The organism is Natronorubrum thiooxidans (assembly GCF_900156475.1).
GTDB lineage: Archaea > Halobacteriota > Halobacteria > Halobacteriales > Natrialbaceae > Natronorubrum > Natronorubrum thiooxidans.
Window position 1 is genome coordinate 51,145 of record NZ_FTNR01000006.1, and the last position, 21,265, is coordinate 72,409.

Consider the following 21,265-nt stretch of genomic DNA (forward strand, 5'->3'; position numbering starts at 1 on the left):
TTACTGCGGGCTCGGGTTCGACCCGCTTGCGGAGCCGACGGTGCTCTGTCCCTGCTCGAACGCCGTGCCGGTGATCGACTTGAGCCGGTCGAGCAGCGAGTCCTTTTCGGGCTGGCCGATAAGGGCGACCTCGAGAACTTCGCTGATGTTCGAACACGGGATGATCTCGATCATCTCCTCGTACTCGTCTTCAATCATCACGTCCTGTTCGTTGGCTTTCGGGATGATGACCGTCTCACAGCCGGCCTTGGCGGCAGCTTCGATCTTGTGGGTGACCCCACCGACCGGGAGCACGTCGCCACGCACCGACAGCGAGCCAGTCATGGCGATCGACTGGTCGACCGGGATGTTCTCTAAGGCGGAGATGACGGCGGTCGCCACCGTAATCGAGGCAGAGTCGCCGTCGACGCCACCTTCGCCGGCCTGGACGAACTGGATGTGGATGTCTTTCTCCGAGAGGTTGACGTCGGAGAACTTCTTGATGATCGCCGAGACGTTCTGGACCGACTCCTCGGCCATCTCTTTGAGTTGGCCGGTCGCGATGACCTGGCCGGGCCCCTGTGCAGGAGCGATCTCTGCCATCACGGGCAGCATGATCCCAGAGTCTTCACCCATGACGGCGAGGCCGTTGACGCGGCCTTCGACGCCGTCTTCGGTGACCTGCAGTTCGTAGTCCTTGCGGCGCTCGATGTAGTCGTCGGCGAGCTGTTGCTCGATCGATCGGGAGCGGCGTTTGGCCTGCAACACGTCCTCGCGGGTGGTACGTTCGCGGTCCTCGGAGCGGGCGATGTCTCCCGCGACGCGGACCAGTCCACCGAGGCTACGGAAGTGCAGCGTTAAGTGATTCTTGCGGCCCGAGCGACGCTTGGCCTCGAGGATGAGTTCCTCAACGGCGTCGTCGGTGAAGTGGGGCAGACGACCGTCTCGTTCGACCTCCTGGGCGACGAACCGGGCGTACTTGCGCCGCATCTCGGGGGTGTCCTCGATGGTGTCTTCCATGTACACCTCGTATCCGTACCCTTTGACACGGTTACGGAGTGCAGGGTGCATGTTCTCCATCGCGTCCAAGTTCCCTGCAGCGATCATGATGAAGTCACAGGGGACGGGTTCGGTCTGGACCATCGCACCCGAGGAGCGCTCGGACTGGCCTGTAATGGCGAACTCGCCTTCCTGAATCGCCGTCATCAGCTTCTGCTGGGTACGGACGTCGAGCGTGTTGATCTCGTCGACGAACAGCACGCCTTTATTGGATTTGTGGATCGAACCGGGCTCGACGCGGTCGTGGCTCGGCGTCTCCATCCCACCGGACTGGAACGGGTCGTGACGAACGTCGCCCAGCAGCGCGCCGGCGTGGGCACCGGTTGCGTCCTCGAACGGCGCAGTGCGCTGGTTGCCGTTGTTGACGATCATGTTCGGCACCATCGCGTCGGTGCCACGAGAGGTGTAGCGGAAGATCAGCCAGACGATCCCCGCCGCGAGGATGCCAAGCAGAATGCTGGCGGGACTGAGAATCGCGTAGCCGATGATGATCGCGATGATGACCCACATCAGGATCGAGCGCATCTGGTTGCGCTTGCGGGCCTCCTCTTTGTGGGCATCGATGATCTGTTCGCCCTTGCCCGCGGGGACGGTACGGACCTTCGGCGCGTTGCCGTCGTCCGGGTTGTGATAGACCAGGACGTCCTGCAGATCCTCTTGTGGAAGCAGCTGACTCATCGCCTTCGCCAGCATCGACTTGCCGGTCCCCGGCGAGCCGATCATCATGACGTGGCGACGCTGTTTGGCTGCTTTGATGATAATATCCCGTGCCTCGTCCTGGCCGATGACCTGGTCGACGAGTCGGTCGGGGACTTCGATATCCTCCGTTGAGTCGATCTTGAGACCACCAAGGAGATCGTCGTCAGCGATCTCCTCGTCTATTTCGACGCCTGGATCGACTTCGACCGTACTCCCGAGGTCGTCGACGGTCTCGATATCGTCGTCGGCCTCGGTCGACTCGGGTTCGAACCCGTCGATCGGGTCATCGAACTCGTCATCGTTGCCGACGTCGTCACCTTGGTCACTGCCCTCCTCGAGCGGCGACCGGTCTCCCTGACGCGCTGACTCCTGGTCCTGAGGCTGTGCCTGCTCCTCTGCAGGCCCAGCATCAGTGGCGTCTTCGGGAGGGTCGTCAACGTTCGTATCGTTACTCATAGAACTCTGTTCAGTATCTGGTTCGAAGGGATTGGCACTGATATACTTTCTCCATGCGGAGGATCGTGACAGTGGCTGAAAGCGGGACACACAGCGCTCGAAACGAGTGATTAGGGATCTGGACCGTCGGTTTCATCCGATACGTTCGTCGGCAAAATATGTGACAAAAACGCGGACAGTCACACGCTCGAGTCAACGACGACCGGAGCGGTGGGGGTACGAACTCGCCACCCTTATACACGCTGCACGAACAGTTCACGGCATGACCCGGGGGTTCTACATTGGTCGCTTTCAGCCGTTCCACAACGGCCACCTCAGTATGGTCGAGCAGATCGCCGAGGACGTCGACGAACTTGTCCTCGGAATCGGGAGCGCCGACGACTCACACACCGTCCGAAACCCGTTTACGGCGGGTGAACGGATCATGATGATCACGAAGGCACTCGTAGATTACGATCTCGTGACGTATGCCGTCCCGATCGAGGACCTGGAACGAAACTCCGTCTGGGTGAGCCACGTCCAGAGTATGAGTCCGGACTTCGAGGTCGCGTACTCGAACAATCCACTCGTTATCCAACTGTTTCGGGAAGCCAATATCGAGATCCGCCAGTCGCCGATGTTCAACCGCGAGGTGTTAGAGGGCACCGAGGTCCGCGAACGGATGATCAACGACGGCAACTGGGAGTCGCTGGTTCCCGAAGCCGTCGCCGACGTCGTCGACGAGATCGACGGCATCGAACGCATTCAAATGATCAGCGGCTCGGATTCGGACGGCAACTGACACCTACCCCGTCTCGCTTCCGATCGAAAGCCACATTCACTTTCAGTGACCGCGCTGTAGCCGTGCCCATGATTACGCTCGCATCGGACTTCGGCACGCCGTACCCCGCGGCGATGAAAGGCGTGCTCTGTCAGCGGACGACTGCCAGGCTGATCGACGTCGCCCACGACTTCCCACGGCAGGACGTTCGCGCGGCCGCGTTCTGGCTCCAGGAGGTGTTGCCGTACTTCCCGCCAGCGACCCACCTCGTCGTGATCGATCCCGGCGTCGGCACCGACCGTCACGCACTGGTGGTTCGTGCCGGCGAGCACACCCTCGTCGGTCCCGACAACGGCGTCCTGATCCCCGCCGCACGACGGCTCGCCGGGGACAGCACACTCGAGACGTACACGATCGACGAGACGCGCCTCGAGTCAGTGACTCCCACCGGGGACGGCGCACCCGCCTCGAGTGGGCGGGCCGGCTCACAATCGAACAGTCACGGCGGGCCAGCGAGCAACACGTTTCACGGCCGGGACGTCTTCGCACCCGCCGCGGCGGGCGTCCACGAGACCGAACTCGATGGGCTCGCCGCCCTCGAGTGGCTCTCACCGCTCGAGGCGTCGCCCGTCGACCTCGAACTGCCCGAAGCAGCGCTCGCGGACGACCGTGCCAGCGGTGAGGTGTTGGTCGTCGACGACTTCGGGAACGTCATCACGAACGTCCCCGGTGGCTTCCTCGCGGGCCACAACCGGATCGCCGCGAACGACGACACCGTTCCCGTCGGCGAGACGTTCGCCGCCGTCGCGGCTGGGGAGCGACTCGCGACCGTCGGGAGCCACGGCTACGTCGAACTCGACGTCAATCAGGGCCGTGGTGCGTCGGCGTTCGGCCTCGAGGCAGGGGATCGGGTCGTTCTCGAGGCGGTACACGAGGCGTGACTACGGGGTGGTCCGCCCGTCGCCGCTGCGATCCGGCTCGATCACGATTTCGCCGTCGGCGTACACGGTCACGGTACAGTCAGCAAACGGAAACGTAATCGAGCCGTCGCCGGCCCGCGAGTCGGCCTCATACCAGTTGACGACCAGCGTGTTCAACGCGTCGGGATCGACACACGCCGACAGCGACTCGAGATCGTCGGGTTCGGTGCCGAGCACCGAGGCAACGGCCATGAGTATCGCCGTGCTCACCGGTTCGTAGTCGGTGGTAGCACACCGCGTATGATATGTCCCGTGGCGCTCGTCGTAAGTGAGTGGCCACACAGCAGTGTCGGCGACCGGTGGAAATCGATCTCGAGTTGTTTTGGACATGATACGGGATCGAATACCATGCGTTAACACTTAACAATATTGGCCCGGTGACTGTCTCCGTCGCTAACTAATCAAAAAAAAAACGAACGATATCGGCGTTATTCGGCGGCGATGACGTCGTCGATGCGGACGATCATCGTCGCGGCCTCGGTCGCGCTTTCGATGGCTTCGCGTTTGACGTCGGCAGGGTCGACGACGCCGTGTTCGAAGGGATCAGCGATAGTGACGTCCTCGCCGGTGGTGATCAGGCCGGCTCGACCCTCGGATTCGTGGGCGGCACGAAGGTCCACGAGTGCGTCGATTGGGTCCTGGCCGGTGTTAGCGGCGAGCGTTCGGGGGACGATGTCGATCGCGTCGGCGAAGGCCGTCACAGCGAGCTGTTTGCGGCCTTCGATACCGGCGGCTTCCTCGCGGATCTTGTCCGCGATCGCGATCTCGGTTGCCCCAGCGCCGGGGACGACCTCGCCGGAGGCGAGTGCCGTCGCGACGACGTCGAGTGCGTCACCGATGGCGCGCTCGAGTTCGTCGACGACGTGTTCGGTGCCACCGCGAACGAAGACAGTGACGGTCTCGGCGGCTGCGCCGCCCTCGATGAACGCGAGATCGTCGTCGCCGAAGTTCTCGGCTCGGATGCGGTCGGCCGCACCGAAGTCGGCTTCCTCGAGGTCCTCGAGGGCACCGACGCGACGTGCGCCCGTCGCGGAGACGATATCTCGGGCGTCGCTGTTGCCGATATTCTCGAAGACGAGGATGCCCTCGCCGGCGAGATACGAGGAGACGCGGTCGTCGACGTCTTCGGTGGTGAAGACGACATCGGCACCGCTCTCGGCGACTTCTTCGGCGTAGCCGCGAACTTCGCTCTCCTCGGCGTCGATGGCCGTATTGAGCTGGTCGATCGAGTCGATGGCGTACTCCGCGTCGATATCGCCCGTGCGGACGCCGAGCTCGACGTCGAGCACGGCGATCGAGGCGTCTTCGACCGCCTGAGGCATGCTGTCGTGGGACGGCTCCTCGTCGAGGACGATTCCGGGGACGAGCTCCGTCGCGTTCGAGGACGCGCCAATCTGGGTGTGGACGGTGACGTTGTCGCGTGCGACACCAGCGTCGGTTTCGACGTGGCGGATCGCCTCGACGACCGTCTCGGCCAGCGATTCGGCGGTGAGGCCGCCGGTCCCTTTCCCGGTCATGCTCGACTTGCCGACCTGTTTCAGGATTTCGTCGTCGACGTCGGCCTCGTTGACCTGCTCGGTGATCGCCTCGAGGGCGATCTCGGACGCCTCGTGATAGCCCTCGACGATCGTCGTTGCATGGACGTCCTGTTCGATGAGGTCTTCGGCCTCACCGAGGAGGTTGCCGGCGATGACGGCTGCCGTCGTCGTCCCGTCTCCGACCTCTTCTTCTTGGGAGTCGGCGACTTCGACGATCATCTGGGCTGCGGGGTGTTCGATATCCATCTCGTTGAGAATGGTTGCCCCGTCGTTGGTGATGACGACCTCGCCACCGGAGTCGACGAGCATCTTGTCCATCCCGCGCGGCCCGAGTGTCGTCCGTACCGCTTCGGCAACGGCCTTGCCGGCCATAATGTTCGACGACTGGGCGTCGCGACCCTGCGTTCGCTGACTATCCTCGCTCATAATGAACATAGGCTGTCCGCCCATGCGTCGCTGTTGTGCCATAGTTGAATCCTCACTAACTATGTCGTCAGCACTTCTATATAAATCTTTTGCTCCCACCCTCGCCCCGTCTGGCGATTGCGCCCCCTCGAGGGTGATCCGTCGGTATCGCGTCAGCGCTCCCCCGTCAGACCGCTCAGCGCTGAGTCACAAAGTATATATCAGTATTCTTGTCTCGTTACTGTATGGTTCGGTATCCTGACGGGCGGTGTCCTGACTGTGGGGAACGATTATTCGCTCGAGTTGATGGCTCCGTTCGTTGTTCGAACTGCGTCTCGCGTTCTGTGTCGGACAGTGCTAACGAACTTCTCGACAGTTCCCGTTCGTGAGAACTGTTCGGATATTCGTCACCGGCCCTATTCGGTCACCTGTTTGATCGCATTCGACAGTCGAGAACCGTTCGTCTCGAGCAGCGACTGTACCACAAGCTGGCTGCTGGCTCTTCCGATCACACAGTCGCAACCGTCCGAACCGAAATCGGCGAGAACGGCTTAGCCGATATACCGCAGGTCGTCGTCCGTCGGCACGTCCATCTGCTGTTGTTGTTCCATCTCCTGGATCTTGCCCATGACCTCTTCCATCTCGTCGGCGCGCTCGTCGAGTGACTCGTAGTCGAGTTCGAATCTGAGTATCTCCTCGAGCACCTCGAGCACCGCGCGAGCGCTTTTCGGATCGACCAGATAGCCGCTGGTCTCGCCCATCAGACAGGCAGCCTCGAAGCCGCGGCGTTCGCCCAGACCGAGCATTAGGCCGGAGACGCCAACGATGCCGCCCGCAGGCTCGTCGTCGCGGAACTCGACGCCGACGTCTTCGAGCCCCTCGAGCAGCGAGTCGTCGCTGACAGCGCCGATGACGTCGTACTCGTCGATGAGTTCGCCGGTCGGAACACCACCGAGTGCGTACACCTCGGTTGCACCAAACTCTTCGGCGATATCGAGGAACGCATCGGTGAGCACGTAGTGGCCCTCGTTGGTCTGGGCCTGATGGTCGCCGGTCAACAAGAGGAGATCCCGGCCATCGGGAACGGTGACGGCGTACAACTCCGCACACGTGAGCGACGAGACGCCGTCCTCGATACTTACCTGCGGGGGGAACTCCGTGGAGTAGACTCGTCGCACGAGCGTACTCTCGGCCTCGAGTTCCTCGAGCACGTGCTCGACAGCGAGACTTCCAACATGTCCGACACCTGGCAGCCCCTCGACGAGTACGGGGTCGTCTACGTCGACCTCGGCGACTGCGTCGATCTCGAGTTCGTCCATACCATATCAGCGATTGCGACGTTTAAGAGCGCGTCGGTACTCGCCGTGTGGGTCGGTCGGATTGAACGGGGCCGGCGCGCTGTTTTCCGCCGGCTCGCCACACTCCGGACACGTCTCAGAAAGGGTATACACCGGGCAGTCGTGGACCTCGCGCCACGCCGAACACACCCGGATGTCTGACTTCATACGTTATTCGTCGTCCGTTTGTCGCTCGCGGTGGTACTCGCCCTCGCCGCCGTGGCTCTCGATGGCAGCGACCGCGCGGCGGGCGCTGTCCTCGAGTTGGGATTCGGCGGTTTTGTAGTTGGGCGCTTTCACTTTGATGCGGTACTCGGGGGCTCCGACGTAGCTGACCTCGAGGTTGACCTCGTCTGGCACCTCACCGTTGCCTTCGGCAGCCGACAGCGCCTCTCGAATGCCGTCGACGCCGCTTGGCGATGCGTTCTCTAAGTCGACGTAGCCAGTGACGTTGACGTACGGCACCGAGACGTTCTCGCGGGCGGTCTCAACGAGCGATTCGATTTCGTCGTCCGAGAGATCCGTGCCCTCGAGGGCTTCTTCGCCGTGGATCGCCGCCTGCTTGAACCCCTTATAGAGGCTCCCGTGGGCACCGATCAGTTCGTTGGCGATCGCGGTATAGATCTCGTCATCGACGTCCTCGCCGAGTGCGAGTGCCATCCAGTTGTCGGCCTTCTGCTCGTTTTTCCACTCCTGAATCTTATCGGAGCGCTGGTGGTCGTTGACGTCTTTCAGCGAGAGATCGATCTGCTCGTGGGACTCGTCGACATCGAGGACCTTGCAGACGACGATCTGTCCCTCGCGGACGTGATCGCGGACGTTCTTGATCCAGCCACTCGCGACCTCGGAGATGTGGATCAGACCGCGTTTGTCCTGGTACTCCTCGAGATCGACGAAGACACCGAAGTCCTCGATTTCGTCGATCTTGCCGACGACGAGTTCGCCGGGATCTGGCCAGCCGCTGTATTTCATCGTGACTCGACTGTTTCGAGGACCTCGTGGTCGATCTCGGCTTTGCCGCCGGTCGGTCGCGCAAGCGTCGTGCCACAGACAGCACAGGCGACCTCCGTGGAGGCTTTGCCGAAGACGGTCTGTTCGTTCTCACAATCACTGCATCGAACGCTGTAGAAATTTCCTGCCATTGTAATCACTCCTGGAACTTGAGTCGGCCGGCGCGCCATCCCTCGCGGAGGTGGGCTTTCCCACACTCGCTGCATCGGTACTTGAGGTTGGTCTTCTTGGTCGGCTTCTCGCCACCGGGCACCTTCGAGAAGCGACCGGAGTTACCGATGGACGAACTGTTGCGCCGCGTACGGCGAGCGTCCCATTTCATGCCCGAGGAACGGCCCGAGCGGGCTTTCTCGGCTTCGTGTTCGTGGTGTTCGTTACAGTGCGGGCAGTACGTATTGAATCGGCGTGGCATCTCCATGGTTATCTCACTTGGCGTGGGCTAAGACAGCGCCGTTTAAAACCCGTTTGGTTCGTCGTCGGCCGCGGTTGTGAGTGTCGTGGCTGGCCCGACCCGTTCCTCGGCAGTGCCCGGTTCTTCGAAGCGTTTAATCGTTCCTCGTGTGAACCAGTGCCCATGAAGCAGGTCATCATCTACGGCGATCCCGGGATCAGAAAAGGGGCCATCATCGACTACGACGGCGAGGAACTGGTCTGTTTCGGGATCAACCGAAACGGTGAATGGCACGGCCCCGAGGAGGTCCAGCTGTGGTGTACCGTCGGCACCGAAGACGAGTACGACGATTACGAGCGGCGAAACTACGTCCCCCACTTTCTCGATGTCGATCGCGTCGACGCCGCGGCTGTCGACGTCGTGCGGCCGAAAGGCGATCTAGCGCTCTAAGCCGGCTCTCGAGACGATGCTGTCGGAGTCGTCGTGCTCCCGTTTCCCTGTCAAGGAAACAACTGTCTTTTATATCAATCGAGAACGACACAGCTACTGATGCACAATGATATTCTCGTGCCGACTGATGGTGGGGAACGAATCGACGACGTGATCGACTACGCGGTCGGGATTGCCACGCAGTCGGACGCGACAGTCCACTCTCTCGCAGTCGTCGACGAACGAGTGCTCTCCGATCTCGACGGCGACCTCGAGGAGTCCGTCCACGAGACGCTCGAGACGAAAAGCAATCACTGGGTTGCTGCAGTCGCCGACGCAGCAACCAATGCGGGGCTCGAAACCGTCTCCGAAACCCGATTCGGTGATCCGTCGGAACAGATCCTCGAGTACGCCACCGATGCCGATATCGATCTCATTGTGCTCGGACAGCGGGGAGCCGACCACTACAACAACGAGCAACTCGGAAGCGTCTCGAATCGCATCGTCACCGATACGTCCCATCCGGTACTGGTCTACCCCATTAGCCACTAGCAGTTCTGCGTGTCCTCGAGATCAGGACGGCTGCACTGATTGATTCGACTGCACTCGGCTCTTGGGGGTGATCAAGTTCTTCGTCGACCGTATTTGTGAGTGCCGGGACACGTTACACGTCTATCGAGACGAACGGTAGAAACCCGCATACGGTACCCGAATCACAACCCTTAATTAGCACACCGCGTTACGATATGGTAGCGGGATGGGATAGCCAGGAGATTCCGGCGGGCTCATAACCCGCAGATCGGTAGTTCAAATCTACCTCCCGCTATATTTTGGCGCGAACAAATCCGTGAGCGCCGGATATAGCACGGTGGGAGTTTGAACCAGACGGCACCCGAACGTAGTGAGGGTGACGCCGTGGTTCAAATCTACCTCCCGCTACTTTTCAGGGATTCACTCACGAACGAGGAGCACAGCGGCGAGTGAGTGCTGAATCGCTGAAAAGTGTTTAGAGTAGATTTGAAGTAGACAACGAGGGAGCGACGCGACCGAAGTTGGCGGAGTTCAAATCTGCCTTCCGCTATATTTTGACGCTCACAACGCTGTGAGCACTGGATATCGCACAGTGGGAGTTTAGACCGGACGACACCCACCCGAGTGCGAGACATCGGTACAGCAGCCCGTCTCAGTCGTGGCGGAGACAGGACGCGTCCTGACCCGCATCAGTCGCTTCGAGCGTCGGTGCGTGCTGCTCACACGGCGTGGCGAACTCGGTTGCAAGGAGGTCGGCAGCGCGACCCGGATCGCCAGCGACGAGACAGTCAAGTGCCGACTCGAGGATCGAATCAGCCCGTGCGTCCTCGAGTTGTTCGGGGAGGGCGAACTCCTCGCGAAGTTTCGCCGTCGGTTCTGTCTCCGACCGCTGGTCGGGACCGGTATCGTCATCGTGATCCATCACGGATTGATGACAGATCGTCTCGATGTCGACGGTTCCGTCCGCGAGGTGCTGGCGCAGGTCCATGATCCGTCGCCAGGTGCGTTGGTCGAAATCGTAGCCATCCGGTTGGATGAGCTCGGGACAACGGGTGTGGAATCGACAGCCACTCGGCGGGTTCGACGGACTCGGAACATCGCCCGTGAGCTCGACAGCCGTGCCGCGTTCTCGCGGATCAGTCGTCGGAATCGACGCGACCAATGCTCGAGTGTAGGGATGTTGGGGGTTTGTGAATACGTCCTCGACCGAACCCCGTTCGACGATCTCGCCTATATACATGACGGCAACACGGTCACAGAGCTGCCGGATAACGCCCAGATCGTGACTGATAAGCAGAATGCTCAATCCGACCGTCGCGTGCAAGTCGTCCAGTAGCGCCAGGATCTCGGATTGCACCGAGACGTCGAGTGCAGCGGTCGGTTCGTCGGCGATAAGCAACTCCGGGTTCACCGACAGTGCGCGGGCGAGTGCGACGCGTTGTTGCTGCCCACCGCTGAGTTCGTGCGGATACCGATCGGCATCAGCAGCCGACAGTCCGACGCGGTCGAGGAGATCCGTGACGATCTCACGCCGACGTGTCCGCTCTCGCATTCCCTGGACGGTCAGCGGTTCGGCGATCGCGTCACCGACGTTCATTCGCGGATCGAAACTCGAGTCGGAGTCCTGAAAGAGCAGCTGTGCGCGACGCCTGAACCGTTTGAGCGCCGACGTGTCGAACGCGGTAATGTCTTCCCCATCGAATACCACCGTTCCCGCGGTCGGCTCCTCGAGTCTGAGCAGTGACCGGGCCGCAGTCGACTTTCCACACCCACTCTCGCCGACGATGCCAACCGTCTCGCCGGGATAGACGTCGAGATCGATGCCGTCGACGGCACGGACGCGGCCGACATCCGTGGCCAGGAGTCCGTCCGTGATGGGGTAGTGTTTCGTCAGGTTTCGGACCGACAAAAGCGGTTCGTCGTCCCCGGTATGCGGTTCAGTCATGTGTGTCACCGCCATCTGTCCGCTCGCTCGGCCGTCGTGGTTCGACACCGGACTCGAGCACTGTTGGCTCGGCTGCCGTTCGGTAGTGGAGACACGACACCTCGTGGTCCTCGCCGACGACCGATTCGAACGCCGGTTGGTCGCCGGTCGAACAGTCGGGGACTGCGTCGGGACAGCGGTCGTGAAACCGACAGCCCGCCGGCGGGGCCATTGGATCCGGAAGCGAGCCGGGAATCCCGCCAAGCGAGCCGCGACCGGGGAGACAGTCGAGTAACGCTCGCGTGTATGGATGACACGGCGTCTCGAAAACGTCGTAGACGGTGCCACGCTCCATGACCTTGCCGGCGTACAGCACGACGACGCGATCGGCGATTTCCGCGACGACACCAAGATCGTGTGTCACGAAGAGAATCCCGATACCGTACTCCGCTTGTAGATCTTTTAACAGGCGGAGAATCTGGGCCTGAATCGTGACATCGAGGGCTGTCGTCGGTTCGTCTGCGATCAGCAGATCGGGCTGGCAGGCCAGTGCCATCGCGATCATCACCCGCTGTTTCATGCCACCGCTCAACTCGTGAGGGTACGCCTCGAGTCGATCACTCGCCTCGGAGATGCCGACGCGGTCGAGCAGTTCGACCGCTTCGGCTCGAGCGGCCGCCCGGGAGACGTCCTGGTGGAGTTCAATTGCCTCGAGGAGTTGCCAGCCAATCGTATACACTGGGTTGAGTGCGTTTTGTGGGTTCTGGAAGACGTGGCTGATTCTGGCACCACGGATATCGGTGAGTTCGCGCTCGGAGCAGTTGGTTAACTCGATTCCGTCGAAGACGATGGAGCCAGCGGTGATCTCCCCTGGTGGGCGCTTGAAGAGTTGGGTAATCGACTCACACGCGACTGTCTTGCCGCTGCCACTTTCGCCGACGAGACAGACCGTCTCACCGCGTCGAACCGTGAAGTCGACGCCGTCGACTGCGTTGACGGTTCCATCGTCGGTGTGAAACGACGTGTGCAAGTTCTCGACGGTGAGGAGTGGATCGTCTTGAGTCATGTAGTGCCACCTCCCGATCGTGGGTCGAACGCGTCTCGAAGCGCATCACCAATAAAGTTGAAGGCGAGAATCGTTCCGAAGAGGAACACGCCCGGGATCGTCGAGATCCACCACGCGTACTGGAGGTCGTTGCGTCCGGATGCGATGAGCCCACCCCACGAAGGGACCGTGGGATCACCGAGGCCGAGAAACGCCAGACTCGCCTCGAAGAGTATCAGGCTCGGAATCAACAGTGTGGCCGCCGTGATGACGCTGTTCGAGACGTTCGGAAGGAGGTGACGACGAATCGTCCAGCTGCTACTCGCGCCGGCGTTTTTGGCCGCCAGAACGTACGTTTCTTCGCGTCGCTGAAGCGCTTCGCTGCGAACGATGCGGGCGATACTTCCCCAGCCGAGCAGTCCGAAGATCACGATCATACTGAAGAGGCTGCCACCGTACAGATAGACGACCACGAGATAGAGAAAAAACGTCGGAAACGTGATCTGGAGGTCCACGTACCGCATCAACACCGTATCGACCCAGCCGCCGAAGTAGGCTGCGCTGATGCCAACGACCGTCGCGATGGTCACCGTGATGAACGCGGCGATGAGCCCGACCTGCATACTCACTTCCATGCCGTAAATAACGGAAACAAGGATATCTTTGCCCTCGTGAGTGGTCCCGAGCGGATGCGCCCACGTTCCGTGACAGCGGTCGTTTACCACGGGTCCAACGCAGTCGACCGGCAGCCACGATTCGACCGACGTGAATACGGGTGGCTGGTAGGCGTTGCGTGCGTCGACTCGCGGTTTCTCGAGAACCCGGGGGCCGATCGATCCGATGGCGAAAACGACGAGCAGGTAGCCGAGACTCACGACTGCAGCCGTGTTCTTTTTGAACTGGTTCCAGTAGTGGGCCGTCATCCGCCGATGTTCGGACAGCGGAACGAGACCGAACACGACGAGCGTCAGCAGCGTCAGGATGTAGAGCCAGTCCAGTGCCTGCAAGGAAAGTCCGAGTGACGCAATCGTGTCTCCTTCGGGTGCGAGCAGGACGTCGTAGGCGACGCCACCGACGAAAATCGCGTACGCGCTCGCAATGGCGAGTGCTCTGTGCGAGATCGGTCGAGCAGTGTCGTCGATTTCGTCCCAGTCGACGTCTTCGAACGTGTTCCGACGGCTGTCTGAGTCGCTCGACATCAGCGATCACCGTAGTCGATACGCGGATCGAGGACCGTATATGCGATATCCTGGACCAGATTGCCGATGATCGTCAGAAACGTTGGAACGAGAACTGTTCCAACGACCAATGCCGTATCCTGGTTGACGATCGCCCGATAACTGAGCGTTCCAAGCCCTGGAATGCCGAAGACGACCTCGATCAGGTACGATGCGACGAAGATGATTCCGACCAGATCACCAACGAGAATCGTCGCGAGTGGGACTGACGCCGGGCGGAAGATGTGTCGATACAGGATCCGGCGATCGCTGACACCCTTTGCCTTCGCCGTCTTGACAAACGCCGCTTCGACGTACTCGAGTGCCTCTGCACGCGAGTAGCGCATCAGACTCGCCACGGAGGTAAGCGTCAGGACTGTCACCGGCAGGAGCAACTGTGTGACGTTCGCGTACGAAACCGTCGCGACGCTCGTATCAAAGAGGATCGGTACCCAGCCAAGCATGCCACCGAAGACGACGAGAAGGACGATTGCGAACCAGAAATCAGGGATACTCAGCCCAAAGAAGGCAAACGCCGTCGCCGCGTAGTCGCCTCGAGTGTACTGGTGAGTCGCCGAGTAGAGACCGATACCGATCCCGAGGATCGTCGAGAGGAGGATCGACGGGACGGCGTACATCATCGAGTACGGAATCGCCTCCACGAGCGCCGTTGTCACCGGCTGTGATCGGGTTTCGGACCAGCCCCAGTTCAGCGAGACCATGTTTGTCATGAACTCGAGATACTGCACGTGAATCGGCTGATCGAGTCCGTGATAGCGTTCGTACGCCTCCCCGACTCGTTCGGGGTCGTTCCCGGCCTGCGCGGCCTGAAACTGTAGCTCTGTTAGTTGCGTATCTGGTGTGAAATACAGCAAGAGAAACGTTAGCGACAGGACGATCAGTGACGCGACGATCGCCCACGTTATCCGACGAAGGATATAGACCGCCATGCTCACGGCAACTCACCTGTCAACGCCAGTACGGGCTCCCCGCTCACTAGGTGCGTAGTTGTTACCTGACCGACTTACGCTTTCGTAAATCGCCAGGTGTGGCGATCCCACTCCTGTCCGAACACTGCTTCGGGACCCTCGACGTCGTGCTGGTAGCCGACAATGTTGTCTGTCATGACAACGAAGTTGACCGGCTGATCCTCACTGAGGATGCCGAATATCTCGGCCATCGCGTCGGTACGCGCTTGCTGATCCGTCGACGTTCGAACGGTGCTAAACAGGGCGGCCAGATCGGCTTCGGGAACGTAGCCGAAGTAGTTCGCCGATGCACGCTCGGTCCAGAACGCGTCGATCGCTGCCGGTGTTCGCGGATAGGTGTTAAACGAGTTGCCGTACATCAGATCCCAGTCCGTTTTGCTCCGGGTGGTATCACGAGGGCCGGCGTTGTTCGGGCCGTTAGACCACGGTGGATCGTCATCACCCTGCCACTCGTTGCGGACGTACTGTTGGATCAGCCGATCGAAGGTGACATCGTCGAACTCGACATCGATTCCGATCGCCTCGAGTTCGGTTCCGATGAACTCTACTGTCGTCTTGACTGTCTCGATCCCGCGTGCGTACGCCATCGTCAGCGTCACCTGCTCGCCGTCGGGGCCGAGCAACGTCCCGTCGTCGTACCCATAGCCGGCGCTCAGGTTGTCCGCGAGCAGGGTGCGGGCTGCCGCCTGATCGTAGCTGTCCCCCTCGCCAAACTCGGTGACAGCCGATTTGTCGTACCACTCCGACCACTCCGGCTGAAACGTCTGTGCCGTCCTGGCGTAGCCACGATGGATACTGTCCGCGATTTCGGTCTTGTCGACCGCCATCGAGAGCGCCTGTCGTACCGCCTTCGTGCGAAGTTCCTCCCACCCGTTCATCCGTTGATTGTACGCCAGGGTTCGCAGATACGGGAAGGGAATTTGTTTGACGTCGATATCGGGATCGCCTTCGAATCGTTCGACTCGACTCGAGGGAACGGCAGTTTCGGTGATCTCCCCTTGCTCGAAGGCAGTCAGTCGCGTACTCTGCTCGTCGATTGCCCGCCACGAGAACTCGTCGAAGTTGGGACTCTGTTGCCACGCGTCGATCTGGTCGTCGGTGACGAACGACGGGAAGTCTTCGGCCTCTCGATCCCGCATGTAGTAGTCGTCGTTGCGGGTCACGACGAATTCGGAGCCGCGTTCCCACCGTTCGAACGTGTATGGGCCGAGATTGCCCGTGTAGGCGAGTTCCTGTATCTCCTCGTCCTGATCGAGTCCCACCCCGTCTCGTTCGTCGACGTACGGCTCGAGCAATCCCTTCGGCAGACAGTACGATCCCCAGAGCGTCGGCTCCATCGGCCAGTCGGGGTTGGGTTCCTCGAGTTCGATCTGGAACTCGAGGGAGCCAGTCGCCTCGACCCTGATGTTGTCCCAGTTGCCGGCTGCCGTCGACAGTGCCCAGTTGTCGGCAGCCTGATGGACTTCCTGAATCATGTAGACCCAGTCGTCGGCAGTCATCTGGCCGTAGCCTGCGCCCCATTCGAGCGCATCACGGAGAGTTGCCACGAACACCGTCGCGTCGCCGGTGTCCTCGATATCGAGCCACAGTGGAAACACGTCCAGTTCGGGCGTAATCGCGTATGCCCCATCCATCGTCAGCCCGAGCCGATCGTTCGTGTTACTGTCTGAGACCTGAATGAAATTCATCGACTCGGCGTCGGTACTGTCAGCTACCGTGTACGTAGCGGTCGTATCGTTCTCATCACCCCCCAGACACCCCGCAGCCCCCGCGATCCCCGCCGCAGTCACCCCCTGAAGAAGTCGTCGCCGAGTAACAGTCAGGCTATCCCGACTGTATTCTTGACTCATGGAGACGTATGCGGAATGAAGGTGTAAATATGTATTGTCCTCTTCGAGGCAGCATTCACCCGGTGTACTGACGGTCAGTCGTCGCCGTCTTCGTCGATAATCACGACCTCACCGTCGATGACGTCGACATTGATCAGTGTCTTGATATCATGGCCCGCATCTGCAGCTTTGTTCTCCCCGCCGACCTTCTTGATGACCGCAACCGTGTCGATAACCTCCGCACCGATCTCATCGAGCGCGTCGAGGACCGACGCGAGCGTGCCGCCCGTCGAGAGGACGTCGTCGAGGACCAGCACGCGCTCGCCCTCGCGAACGTCGTTGATATACATCTCGTTCTCGGAGTAGCCCGTTTTCTGGGCGATTTCGACTTCGCCGTCGAGACCGTACTGGCGTTTTCGGATGACGGTCAACGGGATGTCGGTCATCAGCGAGACAGCGGTCGAGATGTGAATCCCCATCGCCGCGGGGGTGACGATCCGATCGACGTTCTCGAGTTCCGCCTTGCGGATGATTCGGATGACGATCTCGCGGAGCAAGCCCGGATCGAGTTTCGGAAGTCCGTCACTGATCGGATGGACGAAGTAGTGATATCCATTTTTTTCGATGATTGGCGCCTCGAGAAGCGACCGCTTTAACTGATCCATGTCGTGGATCGGGTGGTAACGGAGTAAAAGTTGACGATCCGTTCGGGGCGTGACACTGTCGAGCATGAGCCAGTGACGCTGTTCGACCGAATGGTCATGCTAGATAGCTCAGCCAGTGCGAGAACGCGAACAGTTAACAAGGCTCGTTAAGATTGTGATGTATACGCATGCCAGAGCCAGTCATCGCGTCGGTCGGTGCCTCGCCGCTCGGCCGCACGGACCTCCCAGGCCGCGACCTGTTTTCGGTCGCCCTCGCGGAGGCGTTCGACGAACTGCCTGACCCTGCCGACCTCGTCGAGGCGGTGTACGTCGGCAACCAGTCAGAGAGCTACGAACACCAGATCATGTACGGGACGCTGTTGGCCGAGTGGGCCGGCCTCCGTCACGTCCCCGCCGAGCGGGTTGAGGGGTGTGCCGCCGCGGGCGCGCTCGCGTTGCGCCACGCGGTCAAGGACGTCCGCAACGGAGAGCACGAGGCCGTGCTCGCGTGCGGCGTCGAAAAGATGACATCCGCGGGCACCAGCGGCGCGACGGACGCGCTATCGGCGGCGTTCGACCGTGCCATCGAGCAGCGCTCGGGCATCACCGCACCCAGCCAGTACGCACTGCTCGCCAAGCGCTACCTCCACGAGACGGACGCCACGGAACACGACCTTGCCGAGATCGCAGTGAAAAACCACGCCAACGCCGCTCGCAACCCCCGGGCGCAGTTTCCAAAGGAGATCGACGTAGCGACGGTCCTGGAATCTGACCCCATCGCCCCACCGCTGAAACTCTTCGACTGTGCGCCGGTCGGTGACGGTGCCGCGGCCGTCCTCGTGACGACTGCCGAGTTGGCGGCCGACCTCGACCGTCCGCAGGTGCGCGTCGCGGGCAGCGGGGCCTCCGCGAACAACATCGCGGTCGCCGAGCGGGACATGACCGACATCGCGGGCGCTCGCATCGCCGCCGAGACGGCTTACGAGGAAGCAGGCATCGACGCCGCGGCCGTGGATATCGCGGAAGTCCACGACGCCTTCACCGTCTGCGAGGCGCTGCTCGCGGAGGCCGTCGGCTTCGCCCCCGCGGGAACGGGTTATCAGAGCTACCAGACGCCAGCGGAGCGGGCAGACGGTTGGACGGATGTACAGTTGAGTCCGAGCGGCGGACTGAAGGCTCGCGGCCATCCCATCGGCGCAACCGGGCTCTTGCAGGCGCTCGAAGCCTACGAACAGCTCACGGGGGCCGCAGGCGACCGCGCGGTCGAGGGGGCCGAGACGGCCCTGTTGCTCAACGAAGGGGGCGTCGCAGATGCCGTCACCGTTGGCCACGTGCTCACGACGGCGGAGGCACGATGACTGACGGTGACCTCGATGCGACCGACCCGCGGACACTTCCGGGCTTCTTCGACGCCCTTGCCGACGGCGAACTCCTGGGCGGAGTCTGTGCGGACTGTGGACAGGTCCTGTTGCCGCCGCGGCCAGCCTGCTACGCCTGTGGCAGTCGCGCCGTCGACGTCGAACCGCAGTCCCGCAAGGGCGATGTCTTCTCGTACACGGCGGTCCACACACCGCCGCCGGCGTTCGCGGCAGACGCGCCCTACACGGTCGCCGTCGTGGAACTCGCAGACGGTGGCCGCCTCCTTGGGCGCGTGGCCGCCGACTACGCCGACGTCGCCATCGGTGACCCGGTCGAACTCACGGTGCACGAGCCGACGGCCGCAGAGCGGGAGGTCGCGCTCGACTACGAGACCGACTGGCCGGTCCACGTCTTCGAGCCGCGGTGAGAGTCAGGCCCAACTCCACGCCGGATGTCAATGGCTAAGCAAGTAACCCACCGCCTCGCTGTGTTCTCAAGCTGGCGTTATATCCGATATCGTGCTCAACCCTACTGAGAATAAATAGAGCGAAACTATGGGTTGCGTCGCTCACCTCTATGAAACGATTTCCAACTGATCGCACAGCCGTCGTACAATCAGCTGTGTATTGACGGTCAGTGGCTACTCGAGAATCAGTCGTCACGACCGTAACTGAGTTCCGGCGGTTGCTCGCCGTGACCCAGGCGCATATTCCGCTCGTGGTAGATATGTGCCACGGCCGTTATGGTCATCGTTGTGGCAATGATCCCTGCCCAGCCCAGTTCCGGGAGCATGGTCAACGGATAAATTCCCATCCACAGCGCGGCGACCAGCGCACAGCTGATCGCCCCAAGCGAGAGATACAGTTCCCGCCAGGCGAACTCGTGGCCGGGGACGATCTCGAGGTAGATGCTGAGATCGTTCGTTCGATCGGTAGCTTCGATAACGCCGTCGTCGGAGTCGAACACGAGAATCCCGGATTGATCCATCTTCGGGAGATGGGTCTGCTGGAGCGTCGTGTAGACACGTTTTCGCTGTTCGGGCGTCACCTTCTCGAGTGTCGTTTCGTACTCCCAGGCGGCGACCTGCTGGGCGAGGTCACCGAGTTCGACGGGCCGGCTGTCCTGTTTCAGATACTGGAGAACATAGCGCCGTCGCTGGTTGCGCAGGACTTCGAAGATTTCGCCCTTCGAGAGAGTGCCATGATCGTCTGGTTCGGGCTCTGTGGCCCGCCGTTTTTGTTGTTGAGCCACGACGGATCACCTCGAGGTAATGGTCGAAGCCGATCCGGCAGTCGATTCATTGTCGAGACCCGGCGCTGGATCCGTAACGACAGAGACATCCCCCATTAAACCCGATCGCATACCTGTTAATTCGTGCGATGAACGCCACCTATATAACACCCCTGTCGGGATTATCAGTCCAGATATTTTGATTGGGCACCGCCGACGATCGCGGCGATCGAGTCGGCGATCTCGCCACCCAGCCCTGCTTTCGTGCCCTCGTAGCGAGCGGCGTCTTCCTCGTGGACGAACAGCGCTTTCGTCCGATCTGCGCCCATCACGCTCGCGTCGTTGGCGACGACGAAGGCCAGTCCCGCACGCGAGAGCGTCTCCCGTGCCTGCTCGATCATCGCCGCTTCGTCACCCGAGGTTTCGGCTTTGAACCCGACGATCGGCAGCTCGGGGTGGGCGGCGCGGAGTTCGTCGATGAGCTTCGGCGTCGGCTCGAGTTCCAGTGAACGCTCCTGTCCCGATCGAATCTTCTCGTCGCGCTCCTCGACGGTGTAGTCACTGATGGCGGCCACCGAAACCAGTGTGTCGGCGTCAGAGCAGGCCTCACGGGTCGCCTCGAGCATCTCGGCGGCGCTCTCGACGGGTCGGACCGTCGCGTACGGGAGTTCCCCGTCGGGGAGCGCTGCGTCTCGCGTCACCGGCTGTGGGCCGACGAAGCCGTGGACCAGCGTCACGTCGGCCCCGCGAGCGTAGCAGGCTTTCGCGACGGCTCGACCCATCTTCCCCGACGACCGGTTCGTCAGCACGCGGACGGGGTCGAGCGACTCCCCCGTCGCCCCGCTGGTGATAACGATATGGGTGTCCTCGAGCACCCCCTTACCCGCCGCTCGAGCGACGTCACAGACGATCGCCTCCTCGCTTGCGATCTTGGCTTTTCCCTCCTCGATACGCGGGTCGACGAACTCGACGCCCCAGTCGGCGACGGTGTCGATGGCCTCGAGGACGCCGGGGTGGTCGTACATCGGCTCGTGCATCGCGGGCGCGATTACGACTGGCGTATCAGCGCCGAGTGCAGTCGTGGCACACGTCGTGACGGGCGTATCGTCGACGGCACCGGCGATCTTGCCGACCGTGTTTGCCGTCGCGGGCGCGATCAGCAAGACGTCAGCCCAGCCGTCGTACCCACAGAGGTCGACGTGTTCGACGCTACCAGTAATTTCGGTGACGATGTCGTTGTCGGTCGCGAACTCGACGGCCCACGGGTGGATGATCCCCTGTGCGCTGCCGGTCATCACGCCCCGAACGTCGGCCCCCTGTCGTCGCAACTCGTGGGCCAGTTCGACCGTCTTGACGGCGGCGATCGATCCCGTCACCCCGAGCGCAACGTTGATTCCCTCGAGCATTCGGTTGCTCTTCTCACGGAGTGGATGTTATACTGTCGAAGACACTG

General features: G+C 61.4%; 22 protein-coding genes and 1 tRNA gene. 7 read left to right on the forward strand and 16 right to left on the reverse strand.

What is annotated here, in order from left to right; genetic code table 11:
- Complete coding sequence (gene lonB / locus BW940_RS09665; RefSeq protein ID WP_076609002.1) at window positions 1–2,193, reverse strand: ATP-dependent protease LonB; 2,193 nt, start codon at window positions 2,191–2,193, stop codon at window positions 1–3.
- A gap of 262 nt (window positions 2,194–2,455) precedes the next feature.
- Between lonB and BW940_RS09670 the strand changes: the two genes are divergently transcribed.
- Together BW940_RS09670 and BW940_RS09675 are read left to right on the forward strand one after the other, a co-directional pair.
- Window positions 2,456–2,974 (forward strand): nicotinamide-nucleotide adenylyltransferase, encoded by a 519-nt coding sequence (locus tag BW940_RS09670; RefSeq protein WP_076609003.1) that lies wholly within the window; start codon window positions 2,456–2,458, stop codon window positions 2,972–2,974.
- A gap of 68 nt (window positions 2,975–3,042) precedes the next feature.
- On the forward strand, window positions 3,043–3,894 hold the full coding sequence (locus BW940_RS09675; protein WP_076609004.1) for an SAM hydrolase/SAM-dependent halogenase family protein: 852 nt from the start codon (window positions 3,043–3,045) through the stop codon (window positions 3,892–3,894).
- Here the strand turns inward: BW940_RS09675 and BW940_RS09680 are convergent, their stop codons facing one another.
- The 7 genes from BW940_RS09680 to BW940_RS09715 all read right to left on the reverse strand — a co-directional run bounded on the left by BW940_RS09680 (window position 3,895) and on the right by BW940_RS09715 (window position 8,642).
- Complete coding sequence (locus BW940_RS09680; protein WP_076609005.1) at window positions 3,895–4,263, reverse strand: HalOD1 output domain-containing protein; 369 nt, start codon at window positions 4,261–4,263, stop codon at window positions 3,895–3,897.
- A 98-nt stretch (window positions 4,264–4,361) separates the two neighbouring features.
- Entirely contained in the window at window positions 4,362–5,906 is a 1,545-nt protein-coding gene (gene thsA / locus BW940_RS09685) for a thermosome subunit alpha (protein WP_076609189.1), read from the reverse strand.
- Between the two features lie 521 nt (window positions 5,907–6,427).
- Window positions 6,428–7,195, reverse strand: a complete 768-nt coding sequence (locus BW940_RS09695; RefSeq protein WP_076609007.1) for a proteasome assembly chaperone family protein — start codon at window positions 7,193–7,195, stop codon at window positions 6,428–6,430.
- Window positions 7,196–7,201: 6 nt separating this feature from the next.
- Window positions 7,202–7,381 carry an RNA-protein complex protein Nop10 gene (locus BW940_RS09700; RefSeq protein WP_076609008.1) on the reverse strand — a complete coding sequence of 60 codons (180 nt, stop codon included), beginning with the start codon at window positions 7,379–7,381 and terminating at the stop codon, window positions 7,202–7,204.
- Between the two features lie 3 nt (window positions 7,382–7,384).
- Entirely contained in the window at window positions 7,385–8,185 is an 801-nt protein-coding gene (locus BW940_RS09705; RefSeq protein ID WP_076609009.1) for a translation initiation factor IF-2 subunit alpha, read from the reverse strand.
- Window positions 8,182–8,355, reverse strand: coding sequence for a 30S ribosomal protein S27e (locus tag BW940_RS09710; protein ID WP_076609010.1), 174 nt, complete (start codon window positions 8,353–8,355; stop codon window positions 8,182–8,184). The genes BW940_RS09705 and BW940_RS09710 overlap by 4 nt, the downstream gene beginning before the upstream one ends.
- 5 nt (window positions 8,356–8,360) lie before the next feature.
- Entirely contained in the window at window positions 8,361–8,642 is a 282-nt protein-coding gene (locus tag BW940_RS09715) for a 50S ribosomal protein L44e (protein ID WP_076609011.1), read from the reverse strand.
- A gap of 156 nt (window positions 8,643–8,798) precedes the next feature.
- Between BW940_RS09715 and BW940_RS09720 the strand changes: the two genes are divergently transcribed.
- The 3 genes from BW940_RS09720 to BW940_RS09730 all read left to right on the forward strand — a co-directional run bounded on the left by BW940_RS09720 (window position 8,799) and on the right by BW940_RS09730 (window position 9,870).
- A complete protein-coding gene (locus BW940_RS09720) occupies window positions 8,799–9,065 on the forward strand; it encodes an HAH_0734 family protein (protein ID WP_076609012.1) in 267 nt (88 codons plus the stop codon).
- Window positions 9,066–9,164: 99 nt separating this feature from the next.
- Window positions 9,165–9,596 (forward strand): universal stress protein, encoded by a 432-nt coding sequence (locus BW940_RS09725; RefSeq protein WP_076609013.1) that lies wholly within the window; start codon window positions 9,165–9,167, stop codon window positions 9,594–9,596.
- A gap of 199 nt (window positions 9,597–9,795) precedes the next feature.
- Window positions 9,796–9,870 (forward strand) — tRNA-Met (locus BW940_RS09730).
- A gap of 357 nt (window positions 9,871–10,227) precedes the next feature.
- On the opposite strand, the gene BW940_RS09735 is transcribed toward BW940_RS09730, so the two are convergent.
- The 6 genes from BW940_RS09735 to hpt all read right to left on the reverse strand — a co-directional run bounded on the left by BW940_RS09735 (window position 10,228) and on the right by hpt (window position 17,244).
- Window positions 10,228–11,520, reverse strand: coding sequence for an ABC transporter ATP-binding protein (locus tag BW940_RS09735; protein ID WP_143823881.1), 1,293 nt, complete (start codon window positions 11,518–11,520; stop codon window positions 10,228–10,230).
- On the reverse strand, window positions 11,513–12,565 hold the full coding sequence (locus BW940_RS09740; protein WP_076609015.1) for an ABC transporter ATP-binding protein: 1,053 nt from the start codon (window positions 12,563–12,565) through the stop codon (window positions 11,513–11,515). Before BW940_RS09740 ends, BW940_RS09735 begins: the two co-directional genes overlap by 8 nt.
- Complete coding sequence (locus tag BW940_RS09745) at window positions 12,562–13,743, reverse strand: ABC transporter permease (RefSeq protein ID WP_076609016.1); 1,182 nt, start codon at window positions 13,741–13,743, stop codon at window positions 12,562–12,564. Before BW940_RS09745 ends, BW940_RS09740 begins: the two co-directional genes overlap by 4 nt.
- Window positions 13,743–14,711 carry an ABC transporter permease gene (locus BW940_RS09750; RefSeq protein ID WP_076609017.1) on the reverse strand — a complete coding sequence of 323 codons (969 nt, stop codon included), beginning with the start codon at window positions 14,709–14,711 and terminating at the stop codon, window positions 13,743–13,745. Before BW940_RS09750 ends, BW940_RS09745 begins: the two co-directional genes overlap by 1 nt.
- Window positions 14,712–14,785: 74 nt before the next feature.
- Window positions 14,786–16,600 carry an ABC transporter substrate-binding protein gene (locus BW940_RS09755; RefSeq protein ID WP_076609018.1) on the reverse strand — a complete coding sequence of 605 codons (1,815 nt, stop codon included), beginning with the start codon at window positions 16,598–16,600 and terminating at the stop codon, window positions 14,786–14,788.
- A 74-nt stretch (window positions 16,601–16,674) separates the two neighbouring features.
- On the reverse strand, window positions 16,675–17,244 hold the full coding sequence (gene hpt / locus BW940_RS09760) for a hypoxanthine/guanine phosphoribosyltransferase (protein WP_076609190.1): 570 nt from the start codon (window positions 17,242–17,244) through the stop codon (window positions 16,675–16,677).
- A 167-nt stretch (window positions 17,245–17,411) separates the two neighbouring features.
- Between hpt and BW940_RS09765 the strand changes: the two genes are divergently transcribed.
- Both BW940_RS09765 and BW940_RS09770 read left to right on the forward strand, forming a co-directional pair.
- Window positions 17,412–18,581: a thiolase C-terminal domain-containing protein gene (locus BW940_RS09765; RefSeq protein WP_076609019.1), complete on the forward strand. Its 1,170-nt coding sequence runs from the start codon at window positions 17,412–17,414 to the stop codon at window positions 18,579–18,581.
- Complete coding sequence (locus BW940_RS09770; protein ID WP_076609020.1) at window positions 18,578–19,009, forward strand: Zn-ribbon domain-containing OB-fold protein; 432 nt, start codon at window positions 18,578–18,580, stop codon at window positions 19,007–19,009. Before BW940_RS09765 ends, BW940_RS09770 begins: the two co-directional genes overlap by 4 nt.
- A gap of 224 nt (window positions 19,010–19,233) precedes the next feature.
- On the opposite strand, the gene BW940_RS09775 is transcribed toward BW940_RS09770, so the two are convergent.
- Both BW940_RS09775 and coaBC read right to left on the reverse strand, forming a co-directional pair.
- Window positions 19,234–19,833 carry a DUF7344 domain-containing protein gene (locus tag BW940_RS09775; protein ID WP_076609021.1) on the reverse strand — a complete coding sequence of 200 codons (600 nt, stop codon included), beginning with the start codon at window positions 19,831–19,833 and terminating at the stop codon, window positions 19,234–19,236.
- Between the two features lie 164 nt (window positions 19,834–19,997).
- Complete coding sequence (coaBC, locus tag BW940_RS09780; RefSeq protein ID WP_076609022.1) at window positions 19,998–21,218, reverse strand: bifunctional phosphopantothenoylcysteine decarboxylase/phosphopantothenate--cysteine ligase CoaBC; 1,221 nt, start codon at window positions 21,216–21,218, stop codon at window positions 19,998–20,000.
- Between the last annotated feature and the right edge of the window lie 47 nt (window positions 21,219–21,265).